Origin of the sequence: Streptomyces sp. NPDC052020 (assembly GCF_040680575.1) — a bacterium.
Taxonomy (GTDB): Bacteria; Actinomycetota; Actinomycetes; order Streptomycetales; family Streptomycetaceae; genus Streptomyces.
In genome coordinates this window covers 137,192-161,705 of record NZ_JBFAWY010000007.1, presented here as the reverse complement: position 1 = coordinate 161,705, position 24,514 = coordinate 137,192, and the positions used below count along the sequence as shown (strand labels likewise).

Here is a 24,514-nt window from a genome sequence, read left to right as displayed (position 1 = left end):
GGAGATCCCGCCTCTGTTACGTGTTGCACATACGAAGGAGGCCATCGCCGGTGGGTGGTTCGCATCCCATACGCGGCAATGGCCTCCTCGTCAGTTCTGCTGTCGTCCGCCGCCCGCGTGTGCGGATCGGCCTGCGCGAACGGCGCGGACGACTGCTGTCGACCCTACCGGGGTCGGGTGTCCGTCGCGGAACGGACTCAGATGCCGACCTTGATGCGCGTGAAGCGCTTCAGGGTGACACCGGCCTCGTCCAGGACCTTCTGGACGGACTTCTTGTTGTCCAGCGCGTACGGCTGGCCGAGCAGCGTGGCGTCCTTGAAGAAGCCGTTGAGGCGACCCTCGACGATCTTCGGCAGGGCGGCCTCGGGCTTGCCCTCGGCGCGGGTGGTCTCCTCGGCGATGCGGCGCTCGGCCTCGACGACCTCGGCCGGGACGTCCTCCTTGGCGAGGTACTTCGGCGCGAAGGCGGCGATGTGCTGGGCGACGCCCTTGGCGACCTCGGCGTTCGGCTTGTCGAACTCGACGAGGACACCGATCTGCGGCGGCAGGTCGGGCATCGTGCGGTGCATGTAGGCCGCGACGTAGCCGTCGGAGAACTGCGCGAAGCGGTCCAGGACGATCTTCTCGCCGAGGTTGGCGTTGGCCTCGTCCACGAACGCCTGGACGGTCTTGCCGGGCTCGATCTCGGAGGAGAGCAGCGCCTCGATGTCGGCCGGGGAGGTCTTGGCGACGTGCTCGGCGATGGCCTTGGCCACGGCCTGGAACTTCTCGCCCTTGGCGACGAAGTCCGTCTCGCACTTCAGCTCCACCAGGACACCGGAGGAGTTGTCGTCGGCGATGATCGAGACGACGGCGCCGTTCTCGGCGGAGCGGCCCTCGCGCTTGGCGACGCCCTTCTGGCCCTTGATGCGGAGCGCCTCGACGGCCTTGTCGACGTTGCCCTCGGCCTCGTCCAGCGCCTTCTTGCAGTCCATCATGCCGGCGCCCGTGAGCTCACGAAGCTTCTTGACGTCGGCGGCGGTGTAGTTCGCCATGAGTCTGTGAATCTTTCTCGAAGTCTGGAAGATCGAAGGTCTGCGGGGTGCGCGACCCATGGAGACGGGGCGCGCTGTCCTTCCGCCGACCTACGGGTGAACGGCGGGAGCGGAGTTCATGTCACCGCTCCCGCCGTCAACTCGGACGCTGACGGGTCAGGCCTGCTCGGCCTCGGCGGCCGGGGCCTCGTCGGCCGGAGCTTCGGCGGCGGCCTCGGCCGGCTTCTCGGCCTCGCCCTCGGCGGCGGCCGGGGCCTCGTCGGCCTTCTTCTCACCCTCGAGCAGGTCGCGCTCCCACTCGGCGAGCGGCTCGCCCGCGGCCTTGTCACCCTTGCCGGCCTCGGCGACACCGGAGCGGGCCATCAGACCCTCGGCGACGGCGTCGGCGATCACGCGGGTGAGCAGGGTGACGGAGCGGATCGCGTCGTCGTTGCCCGGGATCTTGTAGTCGACCTCGTCGGGGTCGCAGTTGGTGTCGAGGATGGCGACGACCGGGATGTTGAGCTTCCGGGCCTCGCCGACCGCGATGTGCTCCTTCTTGGTGTCCACGATCCAGACGGCGCTGGGCACCTTCTGCATCTCGCGGATACCGCCGAGGGTCTTCTCCAGCTTGGCCTTCTCGCGGGAGAGGACCAGGAGCTCCTTCTTGGTCAGACCGGAGGACGCGACGTCCTCGAAGTCGATCTGCTCCAGCTCCTTCAGGCGCTGCAGACGCTTGTAGACGGTCGAGAAGTTGGTGAGCATGCCGCCCAGCCAGCGCTGGTTGACGTAGGGCATGCCGACGCGGGTGGCCTGCTCGGCGATGGCCTCCTGCGCCTGCTTCTTCGTACCGACGAACATGACCGTGCCGCCGTGGGCGACGGTCTCCTTGACGAACTCGTAGGCGCGGTCGATGTACGACAGCGACTGGAGCAGGTCGATGATGTAGATGCCGTTGCGCTCGGTGAAGATGAAGCGCTTCATCTTCGGGTTCCAACGACGGGTCTGGTGACCGAAGTGGACGCCGCTCTCCAGCAGCTCCCGCATCGTGACGACGGCCATGGCCGTACTCTCCTTGAGTTCTCGGTTGTGCCGCGGATGCCGGACGGCTCCCGCGCCTGACGCCCGCGGTGCGCCGTGCCGCGAAGGACCGAGGGGCGCTGATACCGGGAGACCGGCGCGTGCCGGCCCCCGGTACCGGGGCGTGCGAAGTCGACCCGGTGGCCCGGGTCGCCATCAGAAGTGTACGGGACCCGCGGGGCGCCGGGTGACGCCGCTGTCCACAACCGGCGAGTGGTCCACAGGCCCGGGCCGTGCCCGGCGGCGGTGCGGGAGGGTCGCGGCATGCGACTGAGGCGATGTGTGCATCCGTGTACGTGGCCGGCGCTCCTGTCGGCGCTGCTGCTGGCGCCGGCCCTGCCGCCGGGCCCGGCCCCGGCGGCGGTGGCCGCCGGCGGCGGGCGGTCCGCCGGCCCCGCGGTGCCGGCCGTCGGCCGCGTCTGGCCGGTCGGCGCCCGTCCCCCGGTCCTGCGCGGCTGGGACCCTCCGCCCGCTCCGTACGCCCCCGGTCACCGCGGCGTGGATCTCGCCGCGCCGCCGGGCACTCCGGTGCGGGCGGTGGCACCGGGGCGGGTGTCCTTCGCGGGCCGGGTGGCCGGAAAGGGCGTCGTCTCGGTCGAGCTGGCGGGCACGGGCGGGACGCCCCTGCGGACGACGTACGAACCCGTCCGGGCGTCGGTGCGCGCGGGCGAGACGGTCGCGGCGGGCGAGGTGGTCGGCGCGGTGGAGGCGGCGGGGTCGCACTGCGCGGCGCCGTGCCTGCACTGGGGCCTGCGCGGCGAGGGGACCTATCTGAACCCCTTGACGCTGCTGCCGCCGTGGCTGCTGGGCACGGGCCCCTCGCGCCTGCTGCCGGTGCTGGGTGTACCGCTGCCGCCGTGACGGCGGTCGCCTGCCGGCCCGTCCGGCACCGGCGACCGGTCCGCGGTGGCCGGTGCGAAACGGTACGGGCCGTTCGCCCGCGCCGTCCCCGCGGCGACGTCACACCGCCGCGTCGAGGATAAGGGCGCCCACCGCCCGGGAACCGCGCAGCCGGGCGGCAGCAACCGGTCGCTGTCCGGCCACCGGCGCCCCGCGTCGGCGTCCGGGCGGCGATCCGCCGCCCCGGCGGGACCGGACTACGGGCCCGGCCACCGGTGCCGGCGGCCGCGCACCGCTTGCCGCCGGCACCTGCCGCGTCAGCCGCGTACGCCCCGCAGCGCCATCGAGACCGCCGCGTCCGTGACCGACGCGGGGTCCTCCGCGGCCCCCAGTTCGATGCGGCGCACCGCCGCGTCGACGACCCCTTGCAGCAGCATCGCCGCCAGCCGGGGCTGCGCGTGTCCCATCTCCCCCAGCGCCTCGACGATCATCGCGATCAGGCCGCCGTGGGCGGCGCGGATCTTCTCCCTGGCGCCGGCGTCCAGCTCGCTCGCCGAGATCGCCACCACGGCCCGGTGCCGCCGGTCGCCGACGAGTTCCAGCTGCTTGCGGACATACGCCTCGACCTTCGCCTCCGGCCCGTCGACCGCGGCCATCGCCGCCTCGACCTCCGCCGCCCAGACCGGGAAGTCGACCGCGCAGAGCTCCTCGACGACCGCCGCCCGCGACCGGAAGTACTCGTACACGGACGACCGGGCAAGCCCCGTGCGCTCCGCGAGGGCCGGGAAGGTCAGCGCCTCCGTCCCGCCCTCGGACAGCAGGGAGCGTGCCGCGTCCAGCAGGGCGGCACGCTGCATCGACCGGTGCTCGGCCACGGAGGCCGCTCGAATCCTTGGCACGTCGTCCACTTTACGGACGCGCCACCGCCGACGGGACCCGTCCCCGTCCCGGCACGGCCGCCGCGCCTCCCCTGGAGGGCGGCTCAGCGTCCGAATCCTGCCAGCTTCGCCCGCAATTGGAGCACCGACTTGGTGTGGATCTGGCTGACCCGGCTCTCGGTCACGCCCAGCACGTTCCCGATCTCGGCGAGGGTGAGGCCCTCGTAGTAGTACAGCGTGACGACGGTCTTCTCCCGGTCGGGCAGGGTGTTGATGGCCCGTGCGAGGAACCGCCGCAGCTCCCGGTCCTCGGCCACCTCCACCGGGTTGTCGGCGGCGGTGTCCTCCAGGGTGTCCATGAGGCTCAGCCGGTCGCCGCCCTCGCCCCCGACGTGCAGCAGCTCCTCCAGGGCCACCACGTTGGCCAGCGACAGCTGGCTGAAGACGGAGTGCAGTTCCTCCACGGCGATGCCCATCTCGGCGGCCACCTCGCTCTCCGTGGGGGTCCGCCGCAGCCGCGCCTCCAGGGTGGCGTAGGCCCGTTCCACGTTCCGCGCCTTCTGCCGCACCGAGCGCGGGATCCAGTCCAGTGCCCGCAGTTCGTCGATCATCGCGCCCCGGATGCGCGTGATCGCGTACGTCTCGAACTTGATCTCGCGGTCGATGTCGAACTTCTCGATCGCGTCGATCAGCCCGAACACCCCGGAGGAGACGAAGTCCGCCTGCTCGACGTTGGGCGGCAGCCCGACGCTCACCCGGCCCGCCACGTATTTCACCAGGGGCGAGTAGTGCAGGATCAGCTGCTCCCGCAGCCGCTCGTCCCCTGTCGCCTTGTACGACCGCCACAGCTCGTCGAGCGTCGAGGGGGCGGGCGGCCGCACGCTGCCACCGTCCCGGGCGGCTGGGGGGATCGCCGCCCGGTCGGACCCGGAGGTGTGCTGGGGCATTCGTCGCCTTGTGCCGTTCTGCCGTGGAGTGGGGTGCCTGGGTGACCTGTCGTCCCGGGCCTGCTTGCCGATCTGTGTGGGGTCCTCGTGAGCGTAGCGTGACTGGGCTGTCGCGGTGCGCGAACAAGAGAGTGCGGATCGTCCGCGGATACGTTCCATCGGACACCGCACCGGATGCATGATGATCGCTCTGCGTGATCACGCACATGCCTCAACTGCGGTAATTCCCAAGGGTGTCGGCGTTCCCTCGGACGGCCGAACACGGTCGGTCAGCCGGGTGGCCGAGCGGCCCGGCTCGGCGACACGGCCTGGCGTGTCAACTTCCAGCCGTCGTCGTGTCGTTCGACGTAACCGAGTGCTCGAAGCTCGTACAGTCTCGCGATCGCGTCGTCCTCCGTCGTCCGGGCGTCCCGGGCGATCTCGGACGGCAACGCCGCCCGGCCCGCCGGGAGGGCGGCCAGCACCTGGCGGGCGGGCCCGGTCAGCAGGTCGGTGGGGAGCACCGGCCCGCGCCGTTCGGGGGCCAGCTCCCCCATCGCCCCGACCAGCTCCACGACGTCCGCGGCGTCGGTCACGAGTGCGGCGCCCCCGCGCAGCAGTTCGTGCACGCCCGCGGAGAGCCCGCTGGTGGCCGGGCCGGGCACGCCCATCGTGTGCCGGCCCAGGCGTTGTGCCGCCCGGGCCGTGGCCAGGGAGCCGCTGCGGTGGGCGGCCTCGACGACCACGGTGCCGCGGGTGAGCGCGGCGATCACCCGGTTGCGCAGGACGAACCTGCTCGGCGTCGGATGCTCGCCCGGTGGCAGCTCCCCCACCACCAGTCCCTGCTCCGCGATGCGGGTGATCAGCCCGGCGTGCCCGCGCGGGTAGGGGCGGTCGACGCCGCAGGCGAGGACGGCGACGGTGGCCCCGCCCGCGCCGAGGGCGCCCCGGTGGGCGGCGCCGTCGATGCCGTAGGCGCCGCCGGAGACGACGACCCAGCCGCGTTCGGCGAGACCGGCGGCGAGCGTGGCCGCCATGTGGGCGCCGTACCCGGTGCAGGCCCGGGCACCGACCACGGCCACCGACCGCAGTGCCCATATGCGCAGGTCGGGCCGGCCGCGGACCCACAGTCCCAGGGGCCGGGCATCGCCCAGGTCGTCGAGCTGGCCCGGCCATTGCGCGGTGCCGGGGCAGACGAACCGCACGCCGGCGGCGTGGGCGGCGGCCAGGTCGCCGCGCGGGTCGGCCCGTGCGGCCCTCGCCCGCAGCCCCGCCCACCGCTTGGCGCTCACGCCCGGCAGGGCCGGCCCGTCCGCGCGCAGCCGCCGGGCCGCCTCCCGGACTCCGCACTCCCGCACCCATCGCCCGCCGGCCTCGTCGCCGGGCTCGATGACCCTGGTGAGGAAGACCCGGTCGAGCAGCTCCGGGTCCGCCGCGCCCCCGGCGTTCACGGCAGCGCCCCGATGGCCATGGGCACGCCGCGCGGCACGCCGGTCCGCAGTTGCAGGGCGAGGGCCACGTCCGTGGCGTCGGGGCGGTCGTGGCCGGCCAGGTCGGCGACGGTCCAGGCGACGCGGAGCACCCGGTCCAGGCCGCGGGCGGTCAGCACGCCCCGCTCCAGGCTCCGCTCCGCCTCGTCCATCGCGCCCGGCGCGGCCGGCCAGCGGTGGCGCAGCTCGCGCCCGGGGACCTCGCTGTTGCTGCGCCACGGCGTGCCGGCCAGACGCGCGCCGGCCCGCTCCCGGGCCGCCCGGACGCGTGTGGCGACGGTCGCGGTGGACTCGCCGCGGGCGCCGCGCCCCGCCAGTTCGGCGCGGGTGACGCGGTCCACCTCGACGCGCAGGTCGACCCGGTCGAGCAGCGGGCCGGAGAGCCGGGCCTGGTAGCGGCGGACCGCCGAGGGCGGGCACTCGCACAGGTCGTCCCGCCGCGAGAAGCGCCCGCAGGGACAGGGGTTGGCGGCGAGGACCATGAGGAACTTCGCCGGGAACCGCACCACGCCCGCGCTGCGCGCGATGACGACGTGTCCGGCTTCCAGGGGCTGCCGCAGGGCGTCCAGGGCGTGACCGCTGAACTCGGGGGTCTCGTCGAGGAAGAGGATGCCCCGGTGGGCGAGCGAAACGGCTCCGGGCCGGGCGATGCCGGGGCCGCCGCCCACGAGTGCCTGCATGGTGGCCGAGTGGTGCGGGGCGCAGTAGGGGGCCGTGTCGATGAGCGGTTTGCCCGGCGGCAGCAGGCCGGCGACCGAGTGCACCGCCGTGACCTCCAGCGACTCCGGCCGGCCGAGCGGGGGCAGGATCGCGGGGAGCCGCTCGGCGAGCATGGTCTTCCCGGCGCCCGGCGGTCCCTCCAGGAAGAGGTGGTGGCCGCCCGCCGCGGCGACCTCCGCCGCCGTGCGCGCCGAGAGCTGGCCGACGACGTCGGCGAGATCGTGGCCGTAATCGGGCGGCGCCGCTCCGACGGCGTGCAGGCCCGCCCCCGGGACGCGCAGGCCGGCCGCCATGGGGTCGGGGCGGTCCGGCTCCGCCGGCTCCTCCTCGGGCACCGGCTCGTCCGCGAGGACGGCGATCAGCTGGCGCAGGGTGCGCACCCCCAGCACCGAGACGCCGGGCACCAGGGACGCCTCGGCGGCGGCGCACTCCGGCACGACCACCTGGTCGAAACCGGCGTCCGCGGCGGCCAGCACCGCCGGCAGGATGCCCCTGACCGGCCTGACCCGCCCGTCCAGGCCCAGCTCGCCGATCATCACGATGTCGGCGAGCACGCGGGGGTCGATCCGCTCGGCGGCGCCGAGGACGGCGCTGGCGACGGCGAGGTCGTAGCCGCTGCCCGCCTTGGGCACCGACGCCGGGCTGAGGCCCACGGTGAGCTTCTTCTGGGGCCACTCGGCCCCGGAATTGACCACGGCCGCCCGGACCCGGTCCCGGCTCTCCGACAGGCTCTTGTCGGGCAGTCCCACCAGCGTGAACGCCGCGACGCCCGGTTCGAGGTCGGCCTGGACCTCCACGACCACGCCCTCGACGCCCACCAGGGCCACCGAGCACGTCCGCGCGAACCCCATCACGCCACCCCCCGCACGTGCTCGACCACGGGCGCGCCGCGTTCGGGCAGCACCACGCCGACCAGGTCGATCCGGGCGCCGCCGGTGGGTGCCGCGCCGTGGGCCTGGATCCAGCGCTCGGCGAGCCGCCGCAGCCGCTCGGCCTTCTCCGGCCGCACCGCGGCCATCGGATGTTCGAAGCGGCCGCCCCGGCGGGTCTTCACCTCGCAGAAGACCAGGACGTCCCCGTCCCGGGCCACGATGTCGATCTCACCGGTCCGGCCGCAGCGCCAGTTGCGCTCCAGGACCGTCATGCCGGTCTCGGACAGCCGCCGCGCGGCCAGATCCTCGCCGTACCTTCCCAGCGCACCTCGTGCGTTCATCTCGGCACCACCTCCGGTGCCAACGATGAGGGCCGACCGGCGACCTTTTGGATCTCGGTGGACGGCTCGGTGGTTGTGGAGAACTCGCTCACCCACTCGGGTGACGATCACCCCTGTCGCGGCGCGGCGCCGCCCGGCGACAGGCCGATCGTCACCCGCTCGGCAGCTCCAAATCGCTCTTGTTGAGCTCCTCGATGTTCACGTCCTTGAACGTGAGCACCCGTACCTGCTTGACGAAGCGGGCCGGCCGGTACATGTCCCAGACCCACGCATCCGCCATGGTGACTTCGAAAAACACCTCGCCCTGGACCGAGTGGACCTGCATCTCGTAGTCGTTGGTCAGATAGAAGCGCCGCTCGGTCTCGATCACGTATTTGAACAGACCGACGACATCGCGGTACTCCCGGTAGAGCTTGAGCTCCATCTCGGTCTCGTACTTCTCGAGGTCCTCGGCGCTCATGGCATGTTCCCCTTCAGCCGTGCGATCCCACCATTGTGCGCCAGTCCCGCGAGCCCCTAGACGATTTCCGGGTCAAGGGTCACGGGCCCGGCCGGGGGACCTTCGTCGAGCAGCGTGCGCAGCAGCTCGGCGAGTCTGGTCGGATACACCGTCTCATGTGCCCCCGCCAGTTCCTCGCACGTCCACCAGCGCGCTCCTGCGACGCTGCGCCGTTCCAGTTCGGTCAGGCCCGCCGCCACGGTCGCCGTCTGGGCCGTCCGGGCCAGGTAGTACCACTCGTCCTGGTCCCAGCGGCGACCGGCGAACGGGAAGGAGCACCGCCGTCGCCACAGCACCGGGCCCAGGTCGACGTCGGTGATGCCCGTCTCCTCGGCGAGTTCCCGCAGGGCGGCCTGGGCACGGGTCTCGTCGCCCTCGACCCCGCCTCCGGGGGTGAACCACCAGTCGTCCGCCGGATCGTCCGGTTCGTGCCCGTGCAGCAGGAGAATGCGGTCGCGCGGGTCGAGCAGCACCACCCGGGCGACCTTGCGCAGCCCGCCCTCGTACGTGTCCTGCCCCGCCTCCGTCGGCTCAGCGGCCACCGGCGGTCTCCGTCCCGGACCGGGCGCGGGAGGCGGCGGCCCGCCTGGCCAGCGGACCGTAGGCCGCGCCGCCGAAGATCAGCACGGTGCCCGCGGCCACCAGCGCCACGAGCGTGCGCAGCGGGCCGGGCGAGGACAGGGCGCCGAGCGCCTCGAAGCCGGTCGGCCGCTGGAGCATGCCGTCCATGGGCCAGACGACGGCGTCGACGCGCGCTTCGACGGCGCCGCTCGCCACGGTGCCCCGGGCCGCCTCGGTCAGGTGGGCGGTGGAGTCCAGGGAGCTGTCGCGTTCGTCGCCGAGCAGGAACAGGCGTCCCCGCGGCACGGTCACGGTGGGGAAGGGACCGGTCTCGGCCGCGGCGCCCTCGGGCAGGTAGGGCTCGTCGATCTTCTCGCCGTTGACGGTCAGCTTGCCGTCCCGGCAGCAGGAGACGGTGTCACCGCCGACGGCGACCACACGCTTGACCATGGGGGCGTTGGACCAGGTGGCGTCCTTGAAGACCACCACGTCTCCGCGGCGGACCTCCCCGCCGTCGACGCGCTGGGCCAGGACGCGGTCGCCGGCGTCGATGGTCGGCGCCATCGAGCGGGTCGGCACGGTGTACGGCCGGTAGACCACCGCTCCCCAGGCGAAGCCGCCCAGGAACAGCGCCAGCCCCAGCGCCACGGCCAGCCCCGACAGCCGCTGCCCGGTCCGGCTGCCGGCCGGGCTCGTGTTCACACCACCGCCGCGCGGTGCCGTACGTGTCGTGCTCTCGCCACCCATGGGTTGGCACCCTACCCGGCGGTACCCGGGCGGGTCAGCCCCGCGCCGGGGATCACCCCCGCGGGCGTACGGGCCGCTGTCCCGGCCGAAGCGTCAGCGGGTCTCGGCGGGCGCGATCCGCCGGCGCCGCCACAGCACGAGCGGCACCGCACCGGCGAGGGCGAGGCCCTGCGGCGCCACCGAGAGGGCACCGGCCGCCGCGGCCCCGGCGTTCAGGCCGGGCTGGTCGAAGGTGTCCGGGACCGGGAGGGTGTCCCAGCGGTTGACCGGCCAGGCGATCACGATGGCGCGGCCGACGACCTCGCTCACCGGGACCATGCCGTGGTGCCGGTCGGCCTGGTTGTACCGGGAGTCCCGGGAGTTCTGGCGGTGGTCGCCCATGACCCAGATGTAGCCCTCGGGGACCTTGACCTTGAACTGCCCGCCGTTGTCGTCGAGGCTGCACGGCGTGTTGCCGGGATAGACGAAGTCCCGGTCGTCCAGCGCCTTGCCGTTGACCTTGACCGGCCCGGTGCTGTCGCACTCGACCGTGTCGCCGCCGACGCCGATCACGCGCTTGATGAGGTCCTTCTCCTCGGCGGACGGCATCAGCCCGATCCAGCTGAGGAACTCCTGGAGGGGGTTGGGGTCGACCGTCGGCTCGCCTGCCAGCCAGTTGTCGGGGTCGTGGAAGACGACCACCTCACCACGCTCGGGCTCGGAACCGAACCAGGGGGTGAGCTTGTCGACCAGGACCCGGTCGCCCTGCTGGAGGGTGTTCTGCATCGAGTCGGAGGGGATCGAGAACGCCTGCACCAGGAACGTCTTGATCAGCAGCGCCAGTACGAGCGCGATGCCGATCAGGATCGGCAGTTCCTTCCAGAAGGAGCGCTGCTTCCTGGCCTCCTTGGGGGACCGCTTCGCCTCCGGCCCCTGGTCCTCGCTTCCACCGGTCTGCTCGCCCGTCACCGTGCCGTCCTCAGCCATCGTCCGGGAGCCCGGGGCCGCGGGGGTGCCGGCCGAACCGGCCGCTTCCACGGGGCGTCCGCGGTGCTCCTCGCCGTCGTGTCCCGACCGTGCGCCAACCGCCACATCCCCCACGCCAACTCCTCACTCTGTGCCGCCGCCCGCCCCATGTACGGCGCAGGCCCACCACTCCCATAACGAGCGGGAGTTCCGCAGGGCTCGGGAGCTGGATCATTCCGTTCGGATCGTCGGGGGCAACCCTATGCGACAGGCCGGGCCCGGCGGTCGATCCGGAGGCCGCGTCGCCCACGGACGCGTACGTGTCCGGCTCCCCCAGCGTGCTCCAGTGGCCGAACGGCCAGGCGATGACCATGGCCCGTCCGACCACCTGGTCCTCGGCGACCGTGCCGCCGTAGCCCCGGTCCCGGTGGACGCGGGAGTCGGCCGAGTTGGACCGGTGGTCGCCCATCACCCACAGCCGCCCCTCGGGGACCGTGACGTCGAAGCGGATGGTGGAGGGGGCGTCGCCGGGATGGAGGTAATCCTCGTCCAGCGGGACGCCGTTGACGGTGACCCGGCCCTGGGCGTCGCAGCAGCTAACGCGGTCGCCGCCGACGCCGACGACCCGCTTGATGAGGTCCTTCTCGTCGTCGGAGGGCAGCAGGCCGATGAAGGTGAGCCCCTCCTTGATCTGCTTGACGACGACCGGATCCTCCTTCGCGGGCGTCTGTTCGCCCCGGAGCCAGCCGCCGGGGTCGCGGAAGACGACGACGTCCCCGCGCTGCGATCGCGCCCCGAACCACGGAGTGAGCTTGTCGACCAGGACCCGGTCGCCGATCCGGATGGTCTGCTCCATCGAACCCGAGGGGATCACGAACGCCTGGACGAGGAACGTCTTGAGCACCAGCGCGATGAGGACGGCGACACCGACGAGCAGCGGGATCTCCTTCATCACGCCGCGCCTGCGGCGCCGTTTGACCTTGCGCTGGAGCTTGCGCCGCTCGGCACGGGTCCGGCCGCCCGCCGGGCCGCCGGTGCGGCGGGCTCCCGTGGACGGCGGGGCGCCGGCCGGGCCGCCGGAGGCGCCGCGGGGCCGGCCGCGGTTACCCATGGCCGCCCTCTCCCGCCGGCACCGCCTCCGCCCGGCCGGCGTCCCGTCCCGCGGCGGGCACGCGCGCGTAGGCCCCGGGGCGGTCCAGACGGGTGGCGTGGCCGAAGGGCCAGACGATCCAGTCGGCCCGGCCGATCACCTCGTGCACGGGGATCATGCCGCCGCCCGGCGAACCCAGGTGGTCCCGGGAGTCGCTGGAATCGCCGCGGTGGTCACCGAGGACGAACAGCCTGCCCTCGGGCACGACGACGTCGAAGCGGACCGTGGAGGGGCTGTCGCCGGGGTACAGGAAGGCCGACTCGTCGACCGGCCTGTCGTTCACCTCGATCCTCCCCTCGCCGTCGCAGCAGACCACGTGGTCGCCGCCCACACCGACAACGCGTTTGATGTAGTCGCCGTGCCCGAAGTACCCGGTGCCGTCGAACACGACGATGTCGCCGCGCTGCGGCCCGGCCCCGAAACGGTAGGCCAGCTTGTTGACGAGGACCCGGTCACCGATCCGCAGTCCGTTCTCCATCGATCCGCTGGGGATCCGGAACGGCTGGAGGACGAAGGTGAAGACCAGCAGCAGGCACAGCGGCAGCGCCAGTACGGCCACGGTGAACCACCCGCCCGGCACCCACTGGGCGATCCGTGCCGCCAACGCGAAACGCGACCGCCCCTCCGGCCGCTCCGGTTCCGAGGGTTCCTCGGTGCCGGAAGGACGGGGGGAGCGGTCGCGCTCCGTCGGCTGTGCTTCGGTGTCCATCGGGGCCAGATGTTATCCGGCCCCGCTGTGAACCCCCGAGCGCGCTCAGTTCTCGCGCTTCTCCTTGATCTTCGCCGCCTTGCCGCGCAGCTCGCGCAGGTAGTACAGCTTGGCGCGACGCACGTCACCCTTGGTGACGAGCTCGATCTTCTCCACGATCGGGGTGTGCACCGGGAAGGTGCGCTCGACGCCGACGGAGAAGGAGACCTTGCGGACCGTGAAGGTCTCGCGCACGCCGGAACCCTGGCGGCGGATGACCACGCCCTTGAACTGCTGCACACGGGAGCGGTTGCCCTCGATGACGCGGACGTGGACGTTGACGGTGTCGCCGGGGCGGAAGGCCGGGACGTCACTGCGCAGCGACGCGGCGTCGACGGTGTCGAGCAGGTGAGACATTTCGTCTGCTTTCTTCGCTGATGCCACAGGTCATCAACGGGAACTAGGTGGTTCGGATCGGGGTCGCGCGGGTCGGGGCGGGCGTCGTCTCCCCCTGTGGCAGGGGCGCACGCCGGACCGACGCACAACAGCGGCCTATTCTTCCACGCCCGGAGTCCTGCGCCAAAATCGGCCATACGGCTCCCCGTCCGGATCCGGTTCCCAGCCCAGGATGGAGAGCATCTCACGGTCCTTCTTGTCGAAGACCCCGGGACCGCAGCGCTCGATCAGGTCGGGCCGGTGGGCCGTCGTCCGCTTCAGCGCCTCGTCGCGGCGCCAGCGGGCGATCTTGCCGTGGTGGCCGCTGAGCAGCACCTCGGGGATGTCCCGGCCGCGCCACAGGGGCGGCTTGGTGTAGACGGGCCCCTCCAGGAGGCTCGCCATGGCGCCGGGGGCGAAGGAGTCGTCGCGGTGGGACTCGGCGTTGCCGAGGACGCCGGGCAGCAGCCGGGCCACCGCCTCGGTGACGACGAGGACGGCGGCCTCGCCCCCGGCCAGGACGTAGTCGCCGATGGAGACCTCGTAGACGGGCACGCGGGTGGCGTACTCGTCGACGACGCGCCGGTCGATGCCCTCGTAGCGGGCGGGCGTGAAGATCAGCCAGGGGCGCTCGGAGAGGTGGACGGCGAGTTCCTGGGTGAAGGGGCGGCCGCTGGGGGTCGGCACGATCAGGGCGGGCTCGCCGGAGCCCGTCTCGTAGCCGTCGGCGAGCACGGTGTCCAGCGCGTCGCCCCACGGCCCGGTCTTCATCACCATGCCGGGGCCGCCGCCGTACGGGGTGTCGTCGACCGTGTTGTGCCGGTCGTACGTCCACGCGCGCAGGTCGTGCACGTGCACGTCGAGCTGCCCGCGCGCGCGGGCCTTGCCGACGAGGGAGACGTTCAGCGGTTCCAGGTACTCGGGGAAGATCGTGACGACGTCGAGCCTCATGCGTCGCCGTCCCTGGACGAGGCGATCTCGGCCCGGTCGTCGATGAGGCCCGGCGGCGGGGCGATGACCGCCCGCTGCTCCTCCAGGTCGATCTCGGTGACGATCTCCGCCACGAACGGCACGAACACCTCGCTGCCGTCGGGGCGTTCCACCACGAACAGGTCCTGGGAGGGCAGGTGGGAGATCTCGGTGATCCGGCCGACCTCCACGCCGTCCTCGGTGACGACGTCGAGGTCGATCAGCTGGTGGTCGTAGTACTCGTCCTCTTCCTCGGGCAGCTCGTCCGGGTCCACCTCGGCGATCAGAAGGGTGTTGCGCAGGGCCTCGGCGGCGGTGCGGTCGCGCACGCCCTCGAAGCGCAGCAGGAGGCGGCCGCTGTGGACACGGCCCGTCTCGATGGTCAGCGGCCCGGCCGAGGCGGGGTCGGTGGCCAGGACGGCACCGGGGGCGAGCCGCAGTTCCGGCTCGTCGGTACGGACCTCGACGGTGACCTCGCCCCGGATGCCGTGGGCGCGGCCGATGCGAGCGACTACCAGCTGCACGTGCGTGAATCTCCTGTCGTAAACGACTGCGGGCCGGGGACGGCCCTGTGGCCCTCCCCGGCCCGAGCCGGTGCTGCGAAAGCGTCAGCGGACGTTGTCCACGTCGACAAGGTCGACACGGACGCCGCGGCCGCCGATGGCGCCCACGACGGTGCGCAGAGCGCGTGCGGTGCGGCCGTTGCGGCCGATCACCTTGCCGAGGTCGTCCGGGTGGACCCGGACCTCGAGCACACGTCCACGGCGCAGGTTGCGCGAGGCGACCTGCACATCGTCAGGGTTGTCGACGATGCCCTTCACGAGGTGCTCGAGAGCCTCCTCGAGCATGCTCAGGCCTCGGTCGACTCGGACTCAGCCGCAGCCTCGTCCTTCTTCTCAGCCTTCTTCTTCTGGGTGATGGCCTCACCCTTGCCCTCGTCGTCACCGCCGATAGCCTCGAACGACGGGCGCGCCGGCTTCTCGGCCGGCTGCAGCAGCGGAGCCGGGGCGGGCTCGCCCTTGAACTTCTGCCAGTCGCCGGTCTTCTTCAGGATGGCGAGCACGGGCTCGGTGGGCTGGGCGCCGACAGAGAGCCAGTACGCCACACGCTCGCTGTCGACCTCCATCACCGACGGGTTGTACGTCGGGTGGTACTTGCCGATCTCCTCGATGGCCCGGCCGTCACGGCGGGTACGGGAGTCGGCGACGACGATGCGGTAGTGAGGCGAACGGATCTTGCCCAGACGCTTCAGCTTGATCTTGACTGCCACGGGAGTGGGTTCTCCTGGAATTGACGTGGTGGGGCACGGCGGGAAGGCCGCGTGGGGTTGCGGTACCCGAGTGCCCGATGGACGCGTCAGCCGGAGGAGAGAGGGGTCCTATGCGGCTGTCGAGTACAGCTAGCCATTCTGCCATACCCCGCGGGGCGCTTCCGGCCAGGGGTGCGCCGGGGCGCGCGGCCGGACAGGGGGGCGGCGACGGCCGCCGCGCCCCTCAGCTCGCCACCGCGCCCACGACCTCGGGGATCCGGAACGGCTTTCCGCAGCCGCCGCACACGATCGGGGCCTGGGCCAGCACGGACGGGACGACCCGTACGTTGCGGCCGCAGTCGCAGACGGCCTTCACGCGCACGCCGCCGCCGGAGGAGCCGTGGCGGGCGGCCGGGCCGCGGAAGGTGCGGGCGGAGTCGGCCGCGGTGGCCGCGGTGTGGGCCTTCAGGGCGCGCTGGAGGCGCTCGATCGTCGGGCGGTAGCGGCGCTTCGCCTCGGGCGTGAGCGTGACCAGGGAGAAGCCGCTGCTGGGGTGCGGCTCCTCGGGGTGGTCCAGGCCCAGCTCCTCGGCGATCGCGAGGAATCTGCGGTTGTGGTAGCGGCCGGCGCGGGAGGTGTCGCGTACACCGCGCGCGGCGGCGATGCCGTGGACTGCCTCGTGGAGCAGTCGTTCGAAGGAGAGTTCGTGCCCGCAGGCGGACGACGACTCTCCGATCAGGGACTCGGGCGCGGCAAGATCGGGCAGCTCGGGGTGGTGCCGCTGAATGTCGGCCCACGCCTGCGCCAGCTCTGCGGCGAGAACAGGTGGTGTCGTGCTCACGTAACGCCAACGAGCCGGGGTGCCGCTGTGTTCCTATTCCGGGGCATCCCAAATATTTTGCTCGTACCCGTCAGTTGCCGCTGATGCGCGCCGACGAGGGCGGGTGCGCCGATCTGCGGAGAAGCCGCACAGCTCGTATCAAGGTGGTGCGTAGCCCGCCGTACGCGCGGGCGTGGAGCGCGTGTCCACGCGCCGGGGGCCGTCGGCGCGCCGGTGCGCAAGGGGCGTTTCGGCCGGGTGCGCGCCGGTGTGCACCACCGCGGTGCGCGCGCGTCCCGATGGCGACGTTACCGGGTGTGCCGTCGGCGTCCGGCACCGGCCCGCCCTCGACGCGACCGGGCACCGTACGGTGGCCGGTTACCCGGCCGGTCCGGCCTCGCCCCGCTCGCCGCGCACCGTCCCGCTGACGCGGGCGCCCGCCCGGTGCGCCCGGCCCGCCCGCCGTGGCGCCCCCGGCGCGTTCCCCGGCCGTCGGCACGCCCGAGGCGGGGGTTTCACGGCCACCGCGGCGGCGCCGGGGGGCCGTCCAGGTCCCCGGTCACGGGCCCCCGGCCCGCCGCGTACCGGCTGAGCTGCCCGTCGACGGCGCGGCGGCTCCCCAGGGCGGGTCCGCGCGGTCGCCGGCCCGGGCGCGGGCGTCCGCGGACCGCGGCCGGCCGCCGGGCTCGCGGAGCCTGGCCGAAACCGTCTCGCCGCCCTTCGCCGCGCGGACGGCCGCCCGGACGGGCGCGGCCGGGGCCGCCGTCGTCGCCGTACGGCATGAATCAGGCCACCCGCCGTGCGCGGGGAGCAGCCCCCGGGCGGGCTCCGGGCGCCCGTCGGCCGGACGGGGACCGCGCGCGGCGGACCCGGGCGGAGGCGCGGCGGGCCCCGCGGCCGCTGCCCGGCCGGAGCGTCCCGCCCCGCCCGTCCCGCCCTCCGGGGTGAGGGTGCCGGCGGCCCGCGCGGGCACGGCTCCCGCGGGCCCAGGTTTCGGGAAGGTGAAATCTCGCCACGGCCCCGCCGATTACGCAAACCAACCCTTACGAGCACTGGACGTCACGGCGCGCCCGGAGTTTCCTGGCATACGGGGAGTGCGGGCGCACTGCACGGGGGCCACCGACGACACGGCACAGCGGCAACTTGCGAGAACTCTCGGCGATTGGGGCGCTTTCCTATGACACCTACGCTCGTGCGGCAGCACCCGTCTCACGCCGGGGCGGCCCCCCGCGTGGACCTGCGGGCACGCGCGCGTGACTGGTCCGAGATCCAGGAGCGGATGCTCGTACCCCTCTACGAGGCCGTCTACGAGCGACTGGACGTGGGCGCCGGCACCCGGCTGCTGGGCCTCGGCTGCGGTTCCGGGCTGGCCCTGCTGATGGCCGCCTCCCGGGGCGCCGCGGTCACCGGTGTCGACGCGCGCGCCCCGGAGCGGCTGGCCCTCGCACGGGAGCGGCTGCTGCCCGGGACGGAGAACGCCCGCGCGCGCGGGGACACCAGGATCGTCGAGGGCTCACCCCGCGACGCGGACGACGCGCGGAAGGCCGGCGCGGCCGCGTACACCCTGGTGACCGCCTTCGAGCCCATCGGGTGCCTGGCCGGCGACTCGGAGGGGCTCGGCGAGCTGCTCGCGGAGGCGACGCCGCTCGCCGGGCGGGGGACGCCGGTGGTGCTGGCCGGCTGGGGGCCGCCGGAGCGCTGCGCCACCTCGACCGTGCTGCGGGTGGCCACCAGGCTGGCGGATCCGCTGCGCAGCGCGCGCAGCTGGCGGCCGGCCCTGCGGGACGACCTGGAGGAGGTCGCCCAGCGCGCCGGTCTCCGGCCGGACGGCTCGGGCCGGGTGGCCTGTCCCTTCGGGTACGCCGACCTCGCCAGCGCGGTGCGGGGCCTGCTGTCGACGGGGCTGTTCGACGCGGCGATCGCCGCGACGGACCCGGAGCAGGTGGACAAGGAGCTGGCGGAGGCGCTGCACCCGTACCGGCGGGGGGACGGGACGGTGTGGATGCCGAACGTGTTCCGGTACCTGATCGCCCGGACTCCGTGACGCCCGCCCGGCGGCCCGGGACGGGCCCGGCCGGGGGCCTCAGGCCTCCGGCGCCTCCTTGTGCGGGCGGGTGATGCCGGCGATCCGGTAGGCGTCCGCCTCCTCCAGCGTCTCGTTCGCCAGCAGCGCCTGGGCCAGGGCGTCGAGCCGGGCGCGGTGGTCGCGCAGTTTGCGGCAGGCTTCCTCATAGCACTCGTCGACGATCCGCCGCATCTCGCCGTCGATGGCGTCGAGGGTCTGCGGGGCGGCGGCGAGCCCGTAGGTCTGCTGGCCGTCGTTGGGGAGGGCGGAGAGGCGGCCGACCCGCTCGCTCATGCCCCAGCGGGCGACCATGCCGCGCACGATCCGGGTGACCTGCTCCAGGTCGTTCTCGGAGCCGGTGGTGATGACGCCGTAGACGACGTGCTCGGCCGCCATGCCGCCGAGCGCGCCGATGATCCGTCCGCGCAGGTACTCCTCGGTGTACGCGTACTTGTCCGAGTCCGGCGTCGACAGGGTCACGCCGAGCGCCCGCCCGCGCGGGACGATGGTGATCTTGCGGACCGGGTCGGCGCCCGGCTGGAGCATGCCCAGCAGGGCGTGCCCGCTCTCGTGGTAAGCGGTGCGCCGGCGTTCCTCCTCGGGCATCACCAGCGCGCGTTCGGCACCGAGCTGGACCTTCTCCAGGGCGTCGGACAGGTCCGTCTGCGTCACCTGCCGCTGCTTGCGCTTGACCGCGAGGAGGGCGGCCTCGTTGGCGAGGTTGGCCAGTTCGGCGCCGGTCATGCCGGGGGTGGTGCGGGCGACCTGCCGGAGGTCGACGTCGGGAGCGAGCGGGATCTCGCGGGTGTGGATGCGCAGGATCGCCTCCCGGCCGCCCCGGTCCGGCGGGGAGACGCTGACCACCCGGTCGAAGCGGCCGGGGCGGGTCAGAGCGGGGTCGAGGATGTCGGCGCGGTTGGTGGCGGCGATGACGATGACGCCCTCGGCGCCGGAGAAGCCGTCCATCTCGGTGAGGATCTGGTTCAGCGTCTGCTCGCGCTCGTCGTGGCCGCCCATGCCGGAGCCGCCGCCGCGGGCCCGGCCGATGGTGTCGATCTCGTCGATGAAGATGATCGACGGCGCCACCTTCCGCGCCTCCGCGAACAGCTCCCGCACCCGGGACGCCCCCACGCCCACGATCATCTCGATGAACTCGGAGGCGGACGCCGAGAAGAAGGGCACCCCCGCCTCACCGGCCACCGCGCGCGCGAGGAGCGTCTTGCCGGTGCCGGGCGGGCCGGAGAGCAGCACGCCGCGGGGCATCTTGGCGCCCATGCGGCGGTAGGCGTCGGGGTTCTTCAGGAAGTCGACGACGTCGTTGAGTTCGCCCTCCACCTCGTCGATGCCGGCCACGTCCGCGAAGGTGGTGCGGCCGCGGCCCGGCTCCAGCTCCACCGGCTTGGGCGGGGCCTTGCGGCCGAGCATGCCGCCGGCGCCGCCCATCGCCCCGCGCATCCGCCGCGCGATGAGGATCCACAGGACGATCAGCAGGAGCATCGGCGCCAGCGAGATCAGCAGGTTGGCGAGGAAGCCGCGCTGCCGCACGACCGGCTCGGCCGTGACGGTGACGTGGTGCCGGGTCAGGTCCTCCCAGAGCCGGTCGTCGGCGAAGGCCGGGCGCTGGGTCTGGAACTTGGTGTAGGTCCCGTCGCCCTCGGGGTTGTCCCGGGCCTTGCGCAGCTGGCCCTGGATGGAGTCGCCCTTGCTGTAGATCTTGCTGACGTTGCCCGCGTCGACCTGCTTGCTGAACTCGGTGTAGGAGATCGTCGGCTCGTCGCCCTCGTCGAGGAAGGACAGCACGAGGTTGGTGACGAGGTAGACGACCAGCGCGGCGACGACCAGGCTCCACCAGCCGCCGCGTATCCGCCGCCCGCCGGGCGGTGGCTTCGGGGGCTCCTCCGGCGTGCCCTCGGTCCGCCAGGGCGGTTCCGGGGCGTCGCGCGGCGGGGTGGCATCGCTCATATTCGGACGTTACGCCAGGAATGCCTCGCGGGCACGTGTGGATACGGCACTGGGGGCGCCCTCGGTGCGAGGGGCGCCCCCAGTGCCGTGTTCCCGGATCGCGGGCGGTCCGTCAGCCCATGAACTTCTTGAACTCGTCCGGCAGCTCGAAGTCCTGGCCGCCCTGCTGCGGCAGGTTGAAGGCGCCGCCGTTCTGCGCGGCGGCGGCGCGGCGGGCGGCCTCCTCCTGCTCCTGCTGCTTGCGCTTCATCGGGTTGCCGGAGCGCTGCTTGCCCTTGGCCTTCTTCTGCTGCTTCTTCGCCCGGCCGGGCCCGCCGCCCATGCCGGGGATGCCCGGCATGCCGGGCATGCCGCCGCCCTGGGCCATGCGGGACATCATCTTGCGGGCCTCGAAGAACCGCTCGACCAGGTTCTTCACCGCGCTGACCTCGACGCCGGAGCCCTTGGCGATACGGGCGCGGCGCGAGCCGTTGATGATCGTCGGGTCCTGGCGCTCGGCCGGGGTCATCGACTTGATGATGGCGGCGGTGCGGTCGACGTCCCGCTCGTCGATGTTGTTGATCTGGTCCTTGATCTGGCCCATGCCGGGAAGCATGCCGAGCAGCTTGCTGATGCTGCCCATCTTCCGGACCTGCTCCATCTGGGCCAGGAAGTCGTCCAGGGTGAAGTCCTGGCCCTTCTTGGACGCCAGCTTGGAGGCCATCTTGGCGGCCTCTTCCTGGCTGAACGTCTTCTCCGCCTGCTCGATCAGGGTGAGCAGGTCACCCATGTCGAGGATGCGGGAGGCCATCCGGTCCGGGTGGAAGGCGTCGAAGTCGTCGAGCTTCTCGCCGTTCGACGCGAACATGATCGGCTTGCCGGTGATCTGCCGGATCGACAGGGCGGCACCGCCGCGGGCGTCGCCGTCGAGCTTGGAGAGCACCACGCCGTCGAAGCCGACGCCGTCGCGGAAGGCCTCGGCGGTGTTGACCGCGTCCTGGCCGATCATCGCGTCGACGACGAAGAGGATCTCGTCGGGCCGGACCGCGTCCCGGATGTCGGCGGCCTGCTGCATCATCTCCTGGTCGATGCCCAGGCGGCCGGCGGTGTCGACGATGACGATGTCGTGGACCTTGGCCTTGGCGAACTCGATGGAGTCCTTGGCGACCTTGACCGGGTCGCCGACGCCGTTGCCCGGCTCGGGCGCGTAGACGGCGACACCGGCGCGCTCGGCGACCACGCTCAGCTGGTTCACGGCGTTGGGGCGCTGGAGGTCGCAGGCGACCAGCAGCGGCGAGTGGCCCTGCTCCTTGAGCCACCGGCCGAGCTTGCCCGCGAGGGTGGTCTTACCGGCACCCTGGAGACCGGCGAGCATGATCACGGTGGGCGGCTGCTTGGCGAAGCGCAGGCGCCGGGTCTCGCCGCCGAGGATGGTGACCAGTTCCTCGTTGACGATCTTGAGGACCTGCTGGGCCGGGTTGAGCGCCTTGGAGACCTCGGCGCCCAGGGCCCGTTCCTTGACGTTCTTGATGAACGTCCGGACGACCGGCAGGGCCACGTCCGCCTCGAGGAGCGCGATGCGGATCTCGCGCGCGGTGGCGTCGATGTCCGCTTCGGACAGCCGCCCCTTGCCACGCAGGCTCTTGAAAGTCGCTGACAGGCGATCGGAGAGAGTGTCGAACACGGCGCTCGCGGTCCTCGGGGTCGGTGACGGCTGGTGAATCGCCCTCCAGGGTATCCCGGCTCCACACCCCCGGGTCACGGTCGTGCCGGACACCTCACGCCCGCAGCGTCTCCTCCAGGCTCCGCGCCACGGCCACCGCCTCCTTCGCCGGCAGCGGCGCGCCCTCGGCACCGGTGACGTAGAACGCGTCGACAGCGTTGGCGCCGAGCGTGGAGACATGGGCGCTGCGCACCCGCACGCCCGCCCCCTCCAGCGCCCGCCCGATCCGGAACAGCAGCCCCGGCGCGTCCTGCGCGCGCACCTCGATCACCGTGGCCAGGCGCGAGGCGGCCGCGGCGACCGTCACCCGCGGCGGGGGCGCGACCACGCCACGGCGCCGCGGGTAGGCGGCGTCCCGTTCGGCGAGGCGGGCGGCGATGTCCAGGGTGCCGTCCAGTGCCCGGACCAGGTCCCCGCGCAGCCGGGCGGCCTGCGGCAGGGAGCCGTACTCGGCGGCCACCCGCCAGTCCAGCAGCAGGACGGAGCCGTCGACGCCGTCCGGCAGCGGCAGGGACCGCAGCTCGGCGGTGCGGACGGTCAGCCGGTGCACCGCGAGGACTCCGGCGACGGCGGGCAGCACGCCCGGCTGGTCGGGTACGGCGATGAGCAGCTCGACGCCGAGCGGCTCGGGCTCCCCGGCCGGCTCCTCGGCGGCGGGCTCGGTCTGCGCCCGCAGCGCCAGCACCGGGCCGCCGGTGCGGAACGCCTCGACGGCGAGCCGCTCCTGCTCGGCGGTGGGCGCGGCGTCCTCGGGGTCGGCGGGCGCGTCCCCGGAGAGCACCGCCGAGACCCGTTCGACCAGGTCGGCGACGAGGGAGCCGCGCCAGGACGACCAGGCGGCGGGCCCGGTGGCCAGGGCGTCCGCCTCGGTGAGGGCGTGCAGCAGCTCCAGCGTGCCCGGGGTGCCGACCGCCTCGGCGACCGAGCGGACGGTGTCCGGGTCGTCCAGGTCGCGCCGGGTGGCGGTCTCGACGAGCAGCAGGTGGTGGCGTACGAGGGTGGCGACGACGGCGACGTCCGCCTGGTCGAAGCCGATGCGGCCGACCACGTCGCGGGCGATGATCTCGCCGGCCACCGAGTGGTCGCCGGGCCAGCCCTTGCCGATGTCGTGCAGCAGGGCGGCGACGAGCAGCAGGTCGGGGCGGCTGACGCGGCGGGTGAACGCGGAGGCGCGCACGGCGGTCTCGATGAGGTGCCGGTCGACGGTCCACACGTGCACGGCGTTGCGCTGGGGGCGGCAGCGGACCCGCTCCCAGTCCGGCAGGAGGCGGGTGATCAGCCCCTCGGCCTCCAGCGCCTCCCAGACCTCGACGGTGGGGCGGCCGGAGCCGAGCAGGGTGACGAGCTGCTCGCGCGCCTCGGCGGGCCAGGGCGTGGGCAGGGGGCGCGCGGCGGCCGCGAGGCGCCGTACGGCGTGCGGCGAGAGCGGGAGCCCGGCCTGCGCGGCGGCGGCCGCGGCGCGCAGCGGAAGCACGGGGTCGCGTTCGGGGCGCGCGGTACGGGCGAGCACCACCTCGCCGTCCTGCTCCACCACGCCCTCCGCCAGCGGTGACCGCTCGGCGGCCGGCTTCCCCCCGCTCAGCGCCCTCCCGTCGCCCGCCACCGTCCTTCTGAGGAAGTCGCCCCGCTCCCTCGCCCGTGTGCGCAGGCGCGGGCGCGCCGCGCGGGACCGCAGTACGCGCCCCACTTCACGCCAGGTGACGTCGCTGGCGTACGCGATGACCCGCGCCGCCTCGTACACCTGCCGCAGCAGGGTGTCGGCGTCGAGGAGGCCGAGCTCGGCCGCGACCTGGTCCTGCTCCTGGAGGGCGAGCCGGTCGGTCGCCCGGCCCGTGGCCAGGTGCAGTGCGTCCCGCACGTCGAGCAGCCGGCGCCGGGCGTCGGCGAGGCCCTCGCGCGGGGCGTCGGCGAGCCAGGAGGCGGCGACGGCGCGCAGGGCGGTGGCGTCCCGCAGCCCGCCCCGCGCCTCCTTCAGGTCCGGTTCCAGCAGGAACTGCAGCTCGCCCTGGCGCGCGGCACGTTCGGCGCACAGCTCGTGCAGTTCGGGGAGGCGCTCGGAGGCCTGTTCGCGCCAGTCGGCCAGCACGGCCGCGCGCAGCCGGGCGGCGAGTTCCAGGTCGCCCGCGAGGTGCCGGGCGTCCAGCAGGCCGAGCTGGACCTTGAGGTCCTCGCCGGCCGTCCGGCGGGCCTCGGCCGGGGTGCGGACGGAGTGGTCGAGGGCGAGGCCGAGGTCCCAGACGGGATACCAGAGACGGTCGGCGAGGGCGGCGACCGCGCGCGGATCGCCGCCGTCGTGCAGCAGGAGCAGGTCCAGGTCGCTGCGCGGGGACAGCTCGCCGCGGCCGTAGCCGCCGACGGCGATCAGCGCCACGCCCTCCAGCCCCGCCGCTCCCGCGCCGAAGAGGCCGGCCAGCCAGTCGTCCGTCAGTTCGGCGAGGGCCGTACGGCGCGGCGGCCCGGACCGCGTCCCCTCGGTGAGGAGGCGCAGCCGGGCCGCCGCGTAGCCGCCGGGTCCGGAGTCCTCCGCTTCTTTCGTCACGTCCGTACTCGTCACCCGGTGGC

Annotated in this window: 24 protein-coding genes; 2 read left to right on the top strand and 22 right to left on the bottom strand. The window is 73.4% G+C overall.

The genetic code is table 11. The features are described from left to right. Positions 1–197 precede the first annotated feature (197 nt). Together tsf and rpsB are read right to left on the bottom strand one after the other, a co-directional pair. The gene (gene tsf, locus AB0L74_RS09590; RefSeq protein ID WP_365647889.1) at positions 198–1,034 is read right to left on the bottom strand and encodes a translation elongation factor Ts; all 837 of its coding nucleotides are present in this window, start codon (positions 1,032–1,034) and stop codon (positions 198–200) included. Positions 1,035–1,190: 156 nt separating this feature from the next. After that, complete coding sequence (rpsB, locus tag AB0L74_RS09585; protein WP_365647886.1) at positions 1,191–2,075, bottom strand: 30S ribosomal protein S2; 885 nt, start codon at positions 2,073–2,075, stop codon at positions 1,191–1,193. Between the two features lie 282 nt (positions 2,076–2,357). Between rpsB and AB0L74_RS09580 the strand changes: the two genes are divergently transcribed. Continuing rightward, positions 2,358–2,954 (top strand): M23 family metallopeptidase, encoded by a 597-nt coding sequence (locus AB0L74_RS09580; protein ID WP_365647883.1) that lies wholly within the window; start codon positions 2,358–2,360, stop codon positions 2,952–2,954. A 296-nt stretch (positions 2,955–3,250) separates the two neighbouring features. On the opposite strand, the gene AB0L74_RS09575 is transcribed toward AB0L74_RS09580, so the two are convergent. The 17 genes from AB0L74_RS09575 to AB0L74_RS09495 all read right to left on the bottom strand — a co-directional run bounded on the left by AB0L74_RS09575 (position 3,251) and on the right by AB0L74_RS09495 (position 16,244). Next, positions 3,251–3,808 carry a TetR/AcrR family transcriptional regulator gene (locus tag AB0L74_RS09575; RefSeq protein WP_044384381.1) on the bottom strand — a complete coding sequence of 186 codons (558 nt, stop codon included), beginning with the start codon at positions 3,806–3,808 and terminating at the stop codon, positions 3,251–3,253. Positions 3,809–3,915: 107 nt separating this feature from the next. Further along, on the bottom strand, positions 3,916–4,758 hold the full coding sequence (gene whiG, locus AB0L74_RS09570; RefSeq protein WP_365647880.1) for an RNA polymerase sigma factor WhiG: 843 nt from the start codon (positions 4,756–4,758) through the stop codon (positions 3,916–3,918). Positions 4,759–5,027: 269 nt separating this feature from the next. Then, positions 5,028–6,188 (bottom strand): DNA-processing protein DprA, encoded by a 1,161-nt coding sequence (gene dprA / locus AB0L74_RS09565; RefSeq protein WP_365647877.1) that lies wholly within the window; start codon positions 6,186–6,188, stop codon positions 5,028–5,030. Then, positions 6,185–7,798: a YifB family Mg chelatase-like AAA ATPase gene (locus AB0L74_RS09560; RefSeq protein WP_365647874.1), complete on the bottom strand. Its 1,614-nt coding sequence runs from the start codon at positions 7,796–7,798 to the stop codon at positions 6,185–6,187. The genes dprA and AB0L74_RS09560 overlap by 4 nt, the downstream gene beginning before the upstream one ends. Next, positions 7,798–8,160: a YraN family protein gene (locus AB0L74_RS09555; protein WP_365647871.1), complete on the bottom strand. Its 363-nt coding sequence runs from the start codon at positions 8,158–8,160 to the stop codon at positions 7,798–7,800. The genes AB0L74_RS09560 and AB0L74_RS09555 overlap by 1 nt, the downstream gene beginning before the upstream one ends. 151 nt (positions 8,161–8,311) lie before the next feature. Beyond that, complete coding sequence (locus AB0L74_RS09550; protein ID WP_018544766.1) at positions 8,312–8,620, bottom strand: DUF2469 domain-containing protein; 309 nt, start codon at positions 8,618–8,620, stop codon at positions 8,312–8,314. Between the two features lie 56 nt (positions 8,621–8,676). After that, positions 8,677–9,201, bottom strand: coding sequence for an NUDIX hydrolase (locus tag AB0L74_RS09545; RefSeq protein WP_365647868.1), 525 nt, complete (start codon positions 9,199–9,201; stop codon positions 8,677–8,679). Further along, a complete protein-coding gene (lepB, locus tag AB0L74_RS09540; protein ID WP_365647865.1) occupies positions 9,191–9,967 on the bottom strand; it encodes a signal peptidase I in 777 nt (258 codons plus the stop codon). Before lepB (AB0L74_RS09540) ends, AB0L74_RS09545 begins: the two co-directional genes overlap by 11 nt. Positions 9,968–10,060: 93 nt before the next feature. After that, complete coding sequence (gene lepB / locus AB0L74_RS09535; RefSeq protein ID WP_365647862.1) at positions 10,061–11,038, bottom strand: signal peptidase I; 978 nt, start codon at positions 11,036–11,038, stop codon at positions 10,061–10,063. Then, complete coding sequence (gene lepB / locus AB0L74_RS09530; protein ID WP_365647860.1) at positions 10,926–12,023, bottom strand: signal peptidase I; 1,098 nt, start codon at positions 12,021–12,023, stop codon at positions 10,926–10,928. The genes lepB (AB0L74_RS09535) and lepB (AB0L74_RS09530) overlap by 113 nt, the downstream gene beginning before the upstream one ends. Further along, entirely contained in the window at positions 12,016–12,771 is a 756-nt protein-coding gene (lepB, locus tag AB0L74_RS09525) for a signal peptidase I (RefSeq protein ID WP_365647857.1), read from the bottom strand. The genes lepB (AB0L74_RS09530) and lepB (AB0L74_RS09525) overlap by 8 nt, the downstream gene beginning before the upstream one ends. Before the next feature lie 45 nt (positions 12,772–12,816). Continuing rightward, entirely contained in the window at positions 12,817–13,167 is a 351-nt protein-coding gene (gene rplS / locus AB0L74_RS09520; protein WP_289940158.1) for a 50S ribosomal protein L19, read from the bottom strand. A gap of 135 nt (positions 13,168–13,302) precedes the next feature. Beyond that, positions 13,303–14,136 (bottom strand): tRNA (guanosine(37)-N1)-methyltransferase TrmD, encoded by an 834-nt coding sequence (trmD, locus tag AB0L74_RS09515; RefSeq protein WP_365647853.1) that lies wholly within the window; start codon positions 14,134–14,136, stop codon positions 13,303–13,305. Continuing rightward, positions 14,133–14,678 carry a ribosome maturation factor RimM gene (gene rimM, locus AB0L74_RS09510; protein WP_365647850.1) on the bottom strand — a complete coding sequence of 182 codons (546 nt, stop codon included), beginning with the start codon at positions 14,676–14,678 and terminating at the stop codon, positions 14,133–14,135. Before rimM ends, trmD begins: the two co-directional genes overlap by 4 nt. An 84-nt stretch (positions 14,679–14,762) precedes the next feature. Beyond that, a complete protein-coding gene (locus AB0L74_RS09505) occupies positions 14,763–15,002 on the bottom strand; it encodes an RNA-binding protein (protein WP_029385578.1) in 240 nt (79 codons plus the stop codon). Between the two features lie 2 nt (positions 15,003–15,004). Beyond that, positions 15,005–15,424 carry a 30S ribosomal protein S16 gene (gene rpsP, locus AB0L74_RS09500; protein WP_365647847.1) on the bottom strand — a complete coding sequence of 140 codons (420 nt, stop codon included), beginning with the start codon at positions 15,422–15,424 and terminating at the stop codon, positions 15,005–15,007. A gap of 223 nt (positions 15,425–15,647) precedes the next feature. Beyond that, complete coding sequence (locus AB0L74_RS09495; RefSeq protein ID WP_365647844.1) at positions 15,648–16,244, bottom strand: hypothetical protein; 597 nt, start codon at positions 16,242–16,244, stop codon at positions 15,648–15,650. Between the two features lie 1,156 nt (positions 16,245–17,400). On the opposite strand from AB0L74_RS09495, the gene AB0L74_RS09490 reads away from it, so the two are divergent. Continuing rightward, on the top strand, positions 17,401–18,267 hold the full coding sequence (locus tag AB0L74_RS09490) for an SAM-dependent methyltransferase (RefSeq protein WP_365647841.1): 867 nt from the start codon (positions 17,401–17,403) through the stop codon (positions 18,265–18,267). 39 nt (positions 18,268–18,306) lie between these two features. Here the strand turns inward: AB0L74_RS09490 and ftsH are convergent, their stop codons facing one another. From ftsH to AB0L74_RS09475, 3 genes are all read right to left on the bottom strand, one after another. After that, positions 18,307–20,250, bottom strand: a complete 1,944-nt coding sequence (ftsH, locus tag AB0L74_RS09485) for an ATP-dependent zinc metalloprotease FtsH (protein WP_365647838.1) — start codon at positions 20,248–20,250, stop codon at positions 18,307–18,309. A 112-nt stretch (positions 20,251–20,362) separates the two neighbouring features. Then, positions 20,363–21,913, bottom strand: coding sequence for a signal recognition particle protein (gene ffh / locus AB0L74_RS09480; RefSeq protein WP_365647835.1), 1,551 nt, complete (start codon positions 21,911–21,913; stop codon positions 20,363–20,365). A gap of 94 nt (positions 21,914–22,007) precedes the next feature. Further along, positions 22,008–24,506, bottom strand: coding sequence for a [protein-PII] uridylyltransferase (locus AB0L74_RS09475; RefSeq protein WP_365647832.1), 2,499 nt, complete (start codon positions 24,504–24,506; stop codon positions 22,008–22,010). Positions 24,507–24,514 lie beyond the last annotated feature (8 nt).

What these genes read in the sequence shown, in the direction of transcription:
- trmD (WP_365647853.1), bottom strand. Translation starts at nt 14,136, where the DNA reads ATGAGGCTCGACGTCGTCACGATCTTCCCCGAGTACCTGGAACCGCTG.
- AB0L74_RS09490 (WP_365647841.1), top strand. Translation starts at nt 17,401, where the DNA reads ATGACACCTACGCTCGTGCGGCAGCACCCGTCTCACGCCGGGGCGGCC.
- AB0L74_RS09560 (WP_365647874.1), bottom strand. Translation starts at nt 7,798, where the DNA reads ATGGGGTTCGCGCGGACGTGCTCGGTGGCCCTGGTGGGCGTCGAGGGC.
- lepB (WP_365647865.1), bottom strand. Translation starts at nt 9,967, where the DNA reads ATGGGTGGCGAGAGCACGACACGTACGGCACCGCGCGGCGGTGGTGTG.
- tsf (WP_365647889.1), bottom strand. Translation starts at nt 1,034, where the DNA reads ATGGCGAACTACACCGCCGCCGACGTCAAGAAGCTTCGTGAGCTCACG.
- AB0L74_RS09580 (WP_365647883.1), top strand. Translation starts at nt 2,358, where the DNA reads ATGCGACTGAGGCGATGTGTGCATCCGTGTACGTGGCCGGCGCTCCTG.
- lepB (WP_365647860.1), bottom strand. Translation starts at nt 12,023, where the DNA reads ATGGGTAACCGCGGCCGGCCCCGCGGCGCCTCCGGCGGCCCGGCCGGC.
- rplS (WP_289940158.1), bottom strand. Translation starts at nt 13,167, where the DNA reads ATGTCTCACCTGCTCGACACCGTCGACGCCGCGTCGCTGCGCAGTGAC.
- AB0L74_RS09555 (WP_365647871.1), bottom strand. Translation starts at nt 8,160, where the DNA reads ATGAACGCACGAGGTGCGCTGGGAAGGTACGGCGAGGATCTGGCCGCG.
- ftsH (WP_365647838.1), bottom strand. Translation starts at nt 20,250, where the DNA reads ATGAGCGATGCCACCCCGCCGCGCGACGCCCCGGAACCGCCCTGGCGG.
- AB0L74_RS09505 (WP_029385578.1), bottom strand. Translation starts at nt 15,002, where the DNA reads ATGCTCGAGGAGGCTCTCGAGCACCTCGTGAAGGGCATCGTCGACAAC.
- rpsB (WP_365647886.1), bottom strand. Translation starts at nt 2,075, where the DNA reads ATGGCCGTCGTCACGATGCGGGAGCTGCTGGAGAGCGGCGTCCACTTC.
- AB0L74_RS09550 (WP_018544766.1), bottom strand. Translation starts at nt 8,620, where the DNA reads ATGAGCGCCGAGGACCTCGAGAAGTACGAGACCGAGATGGAGCTCAAG.
- lepB (WP_365647857.1), bottom strand. Translation starts at nt 12,771, where the DNA reads ATGGACACCGAAGCACAGCCGACGGAGCGCGACCGCTCCCCCCGTCCT.
- whiG (WP_365647880.1), bottom strand. Translation starts at nt 4,758, where the DNA reads ATGCCCCAGCACACCTCCGGGTCCGACCGGGCGGCGATCCCCCCAGCC.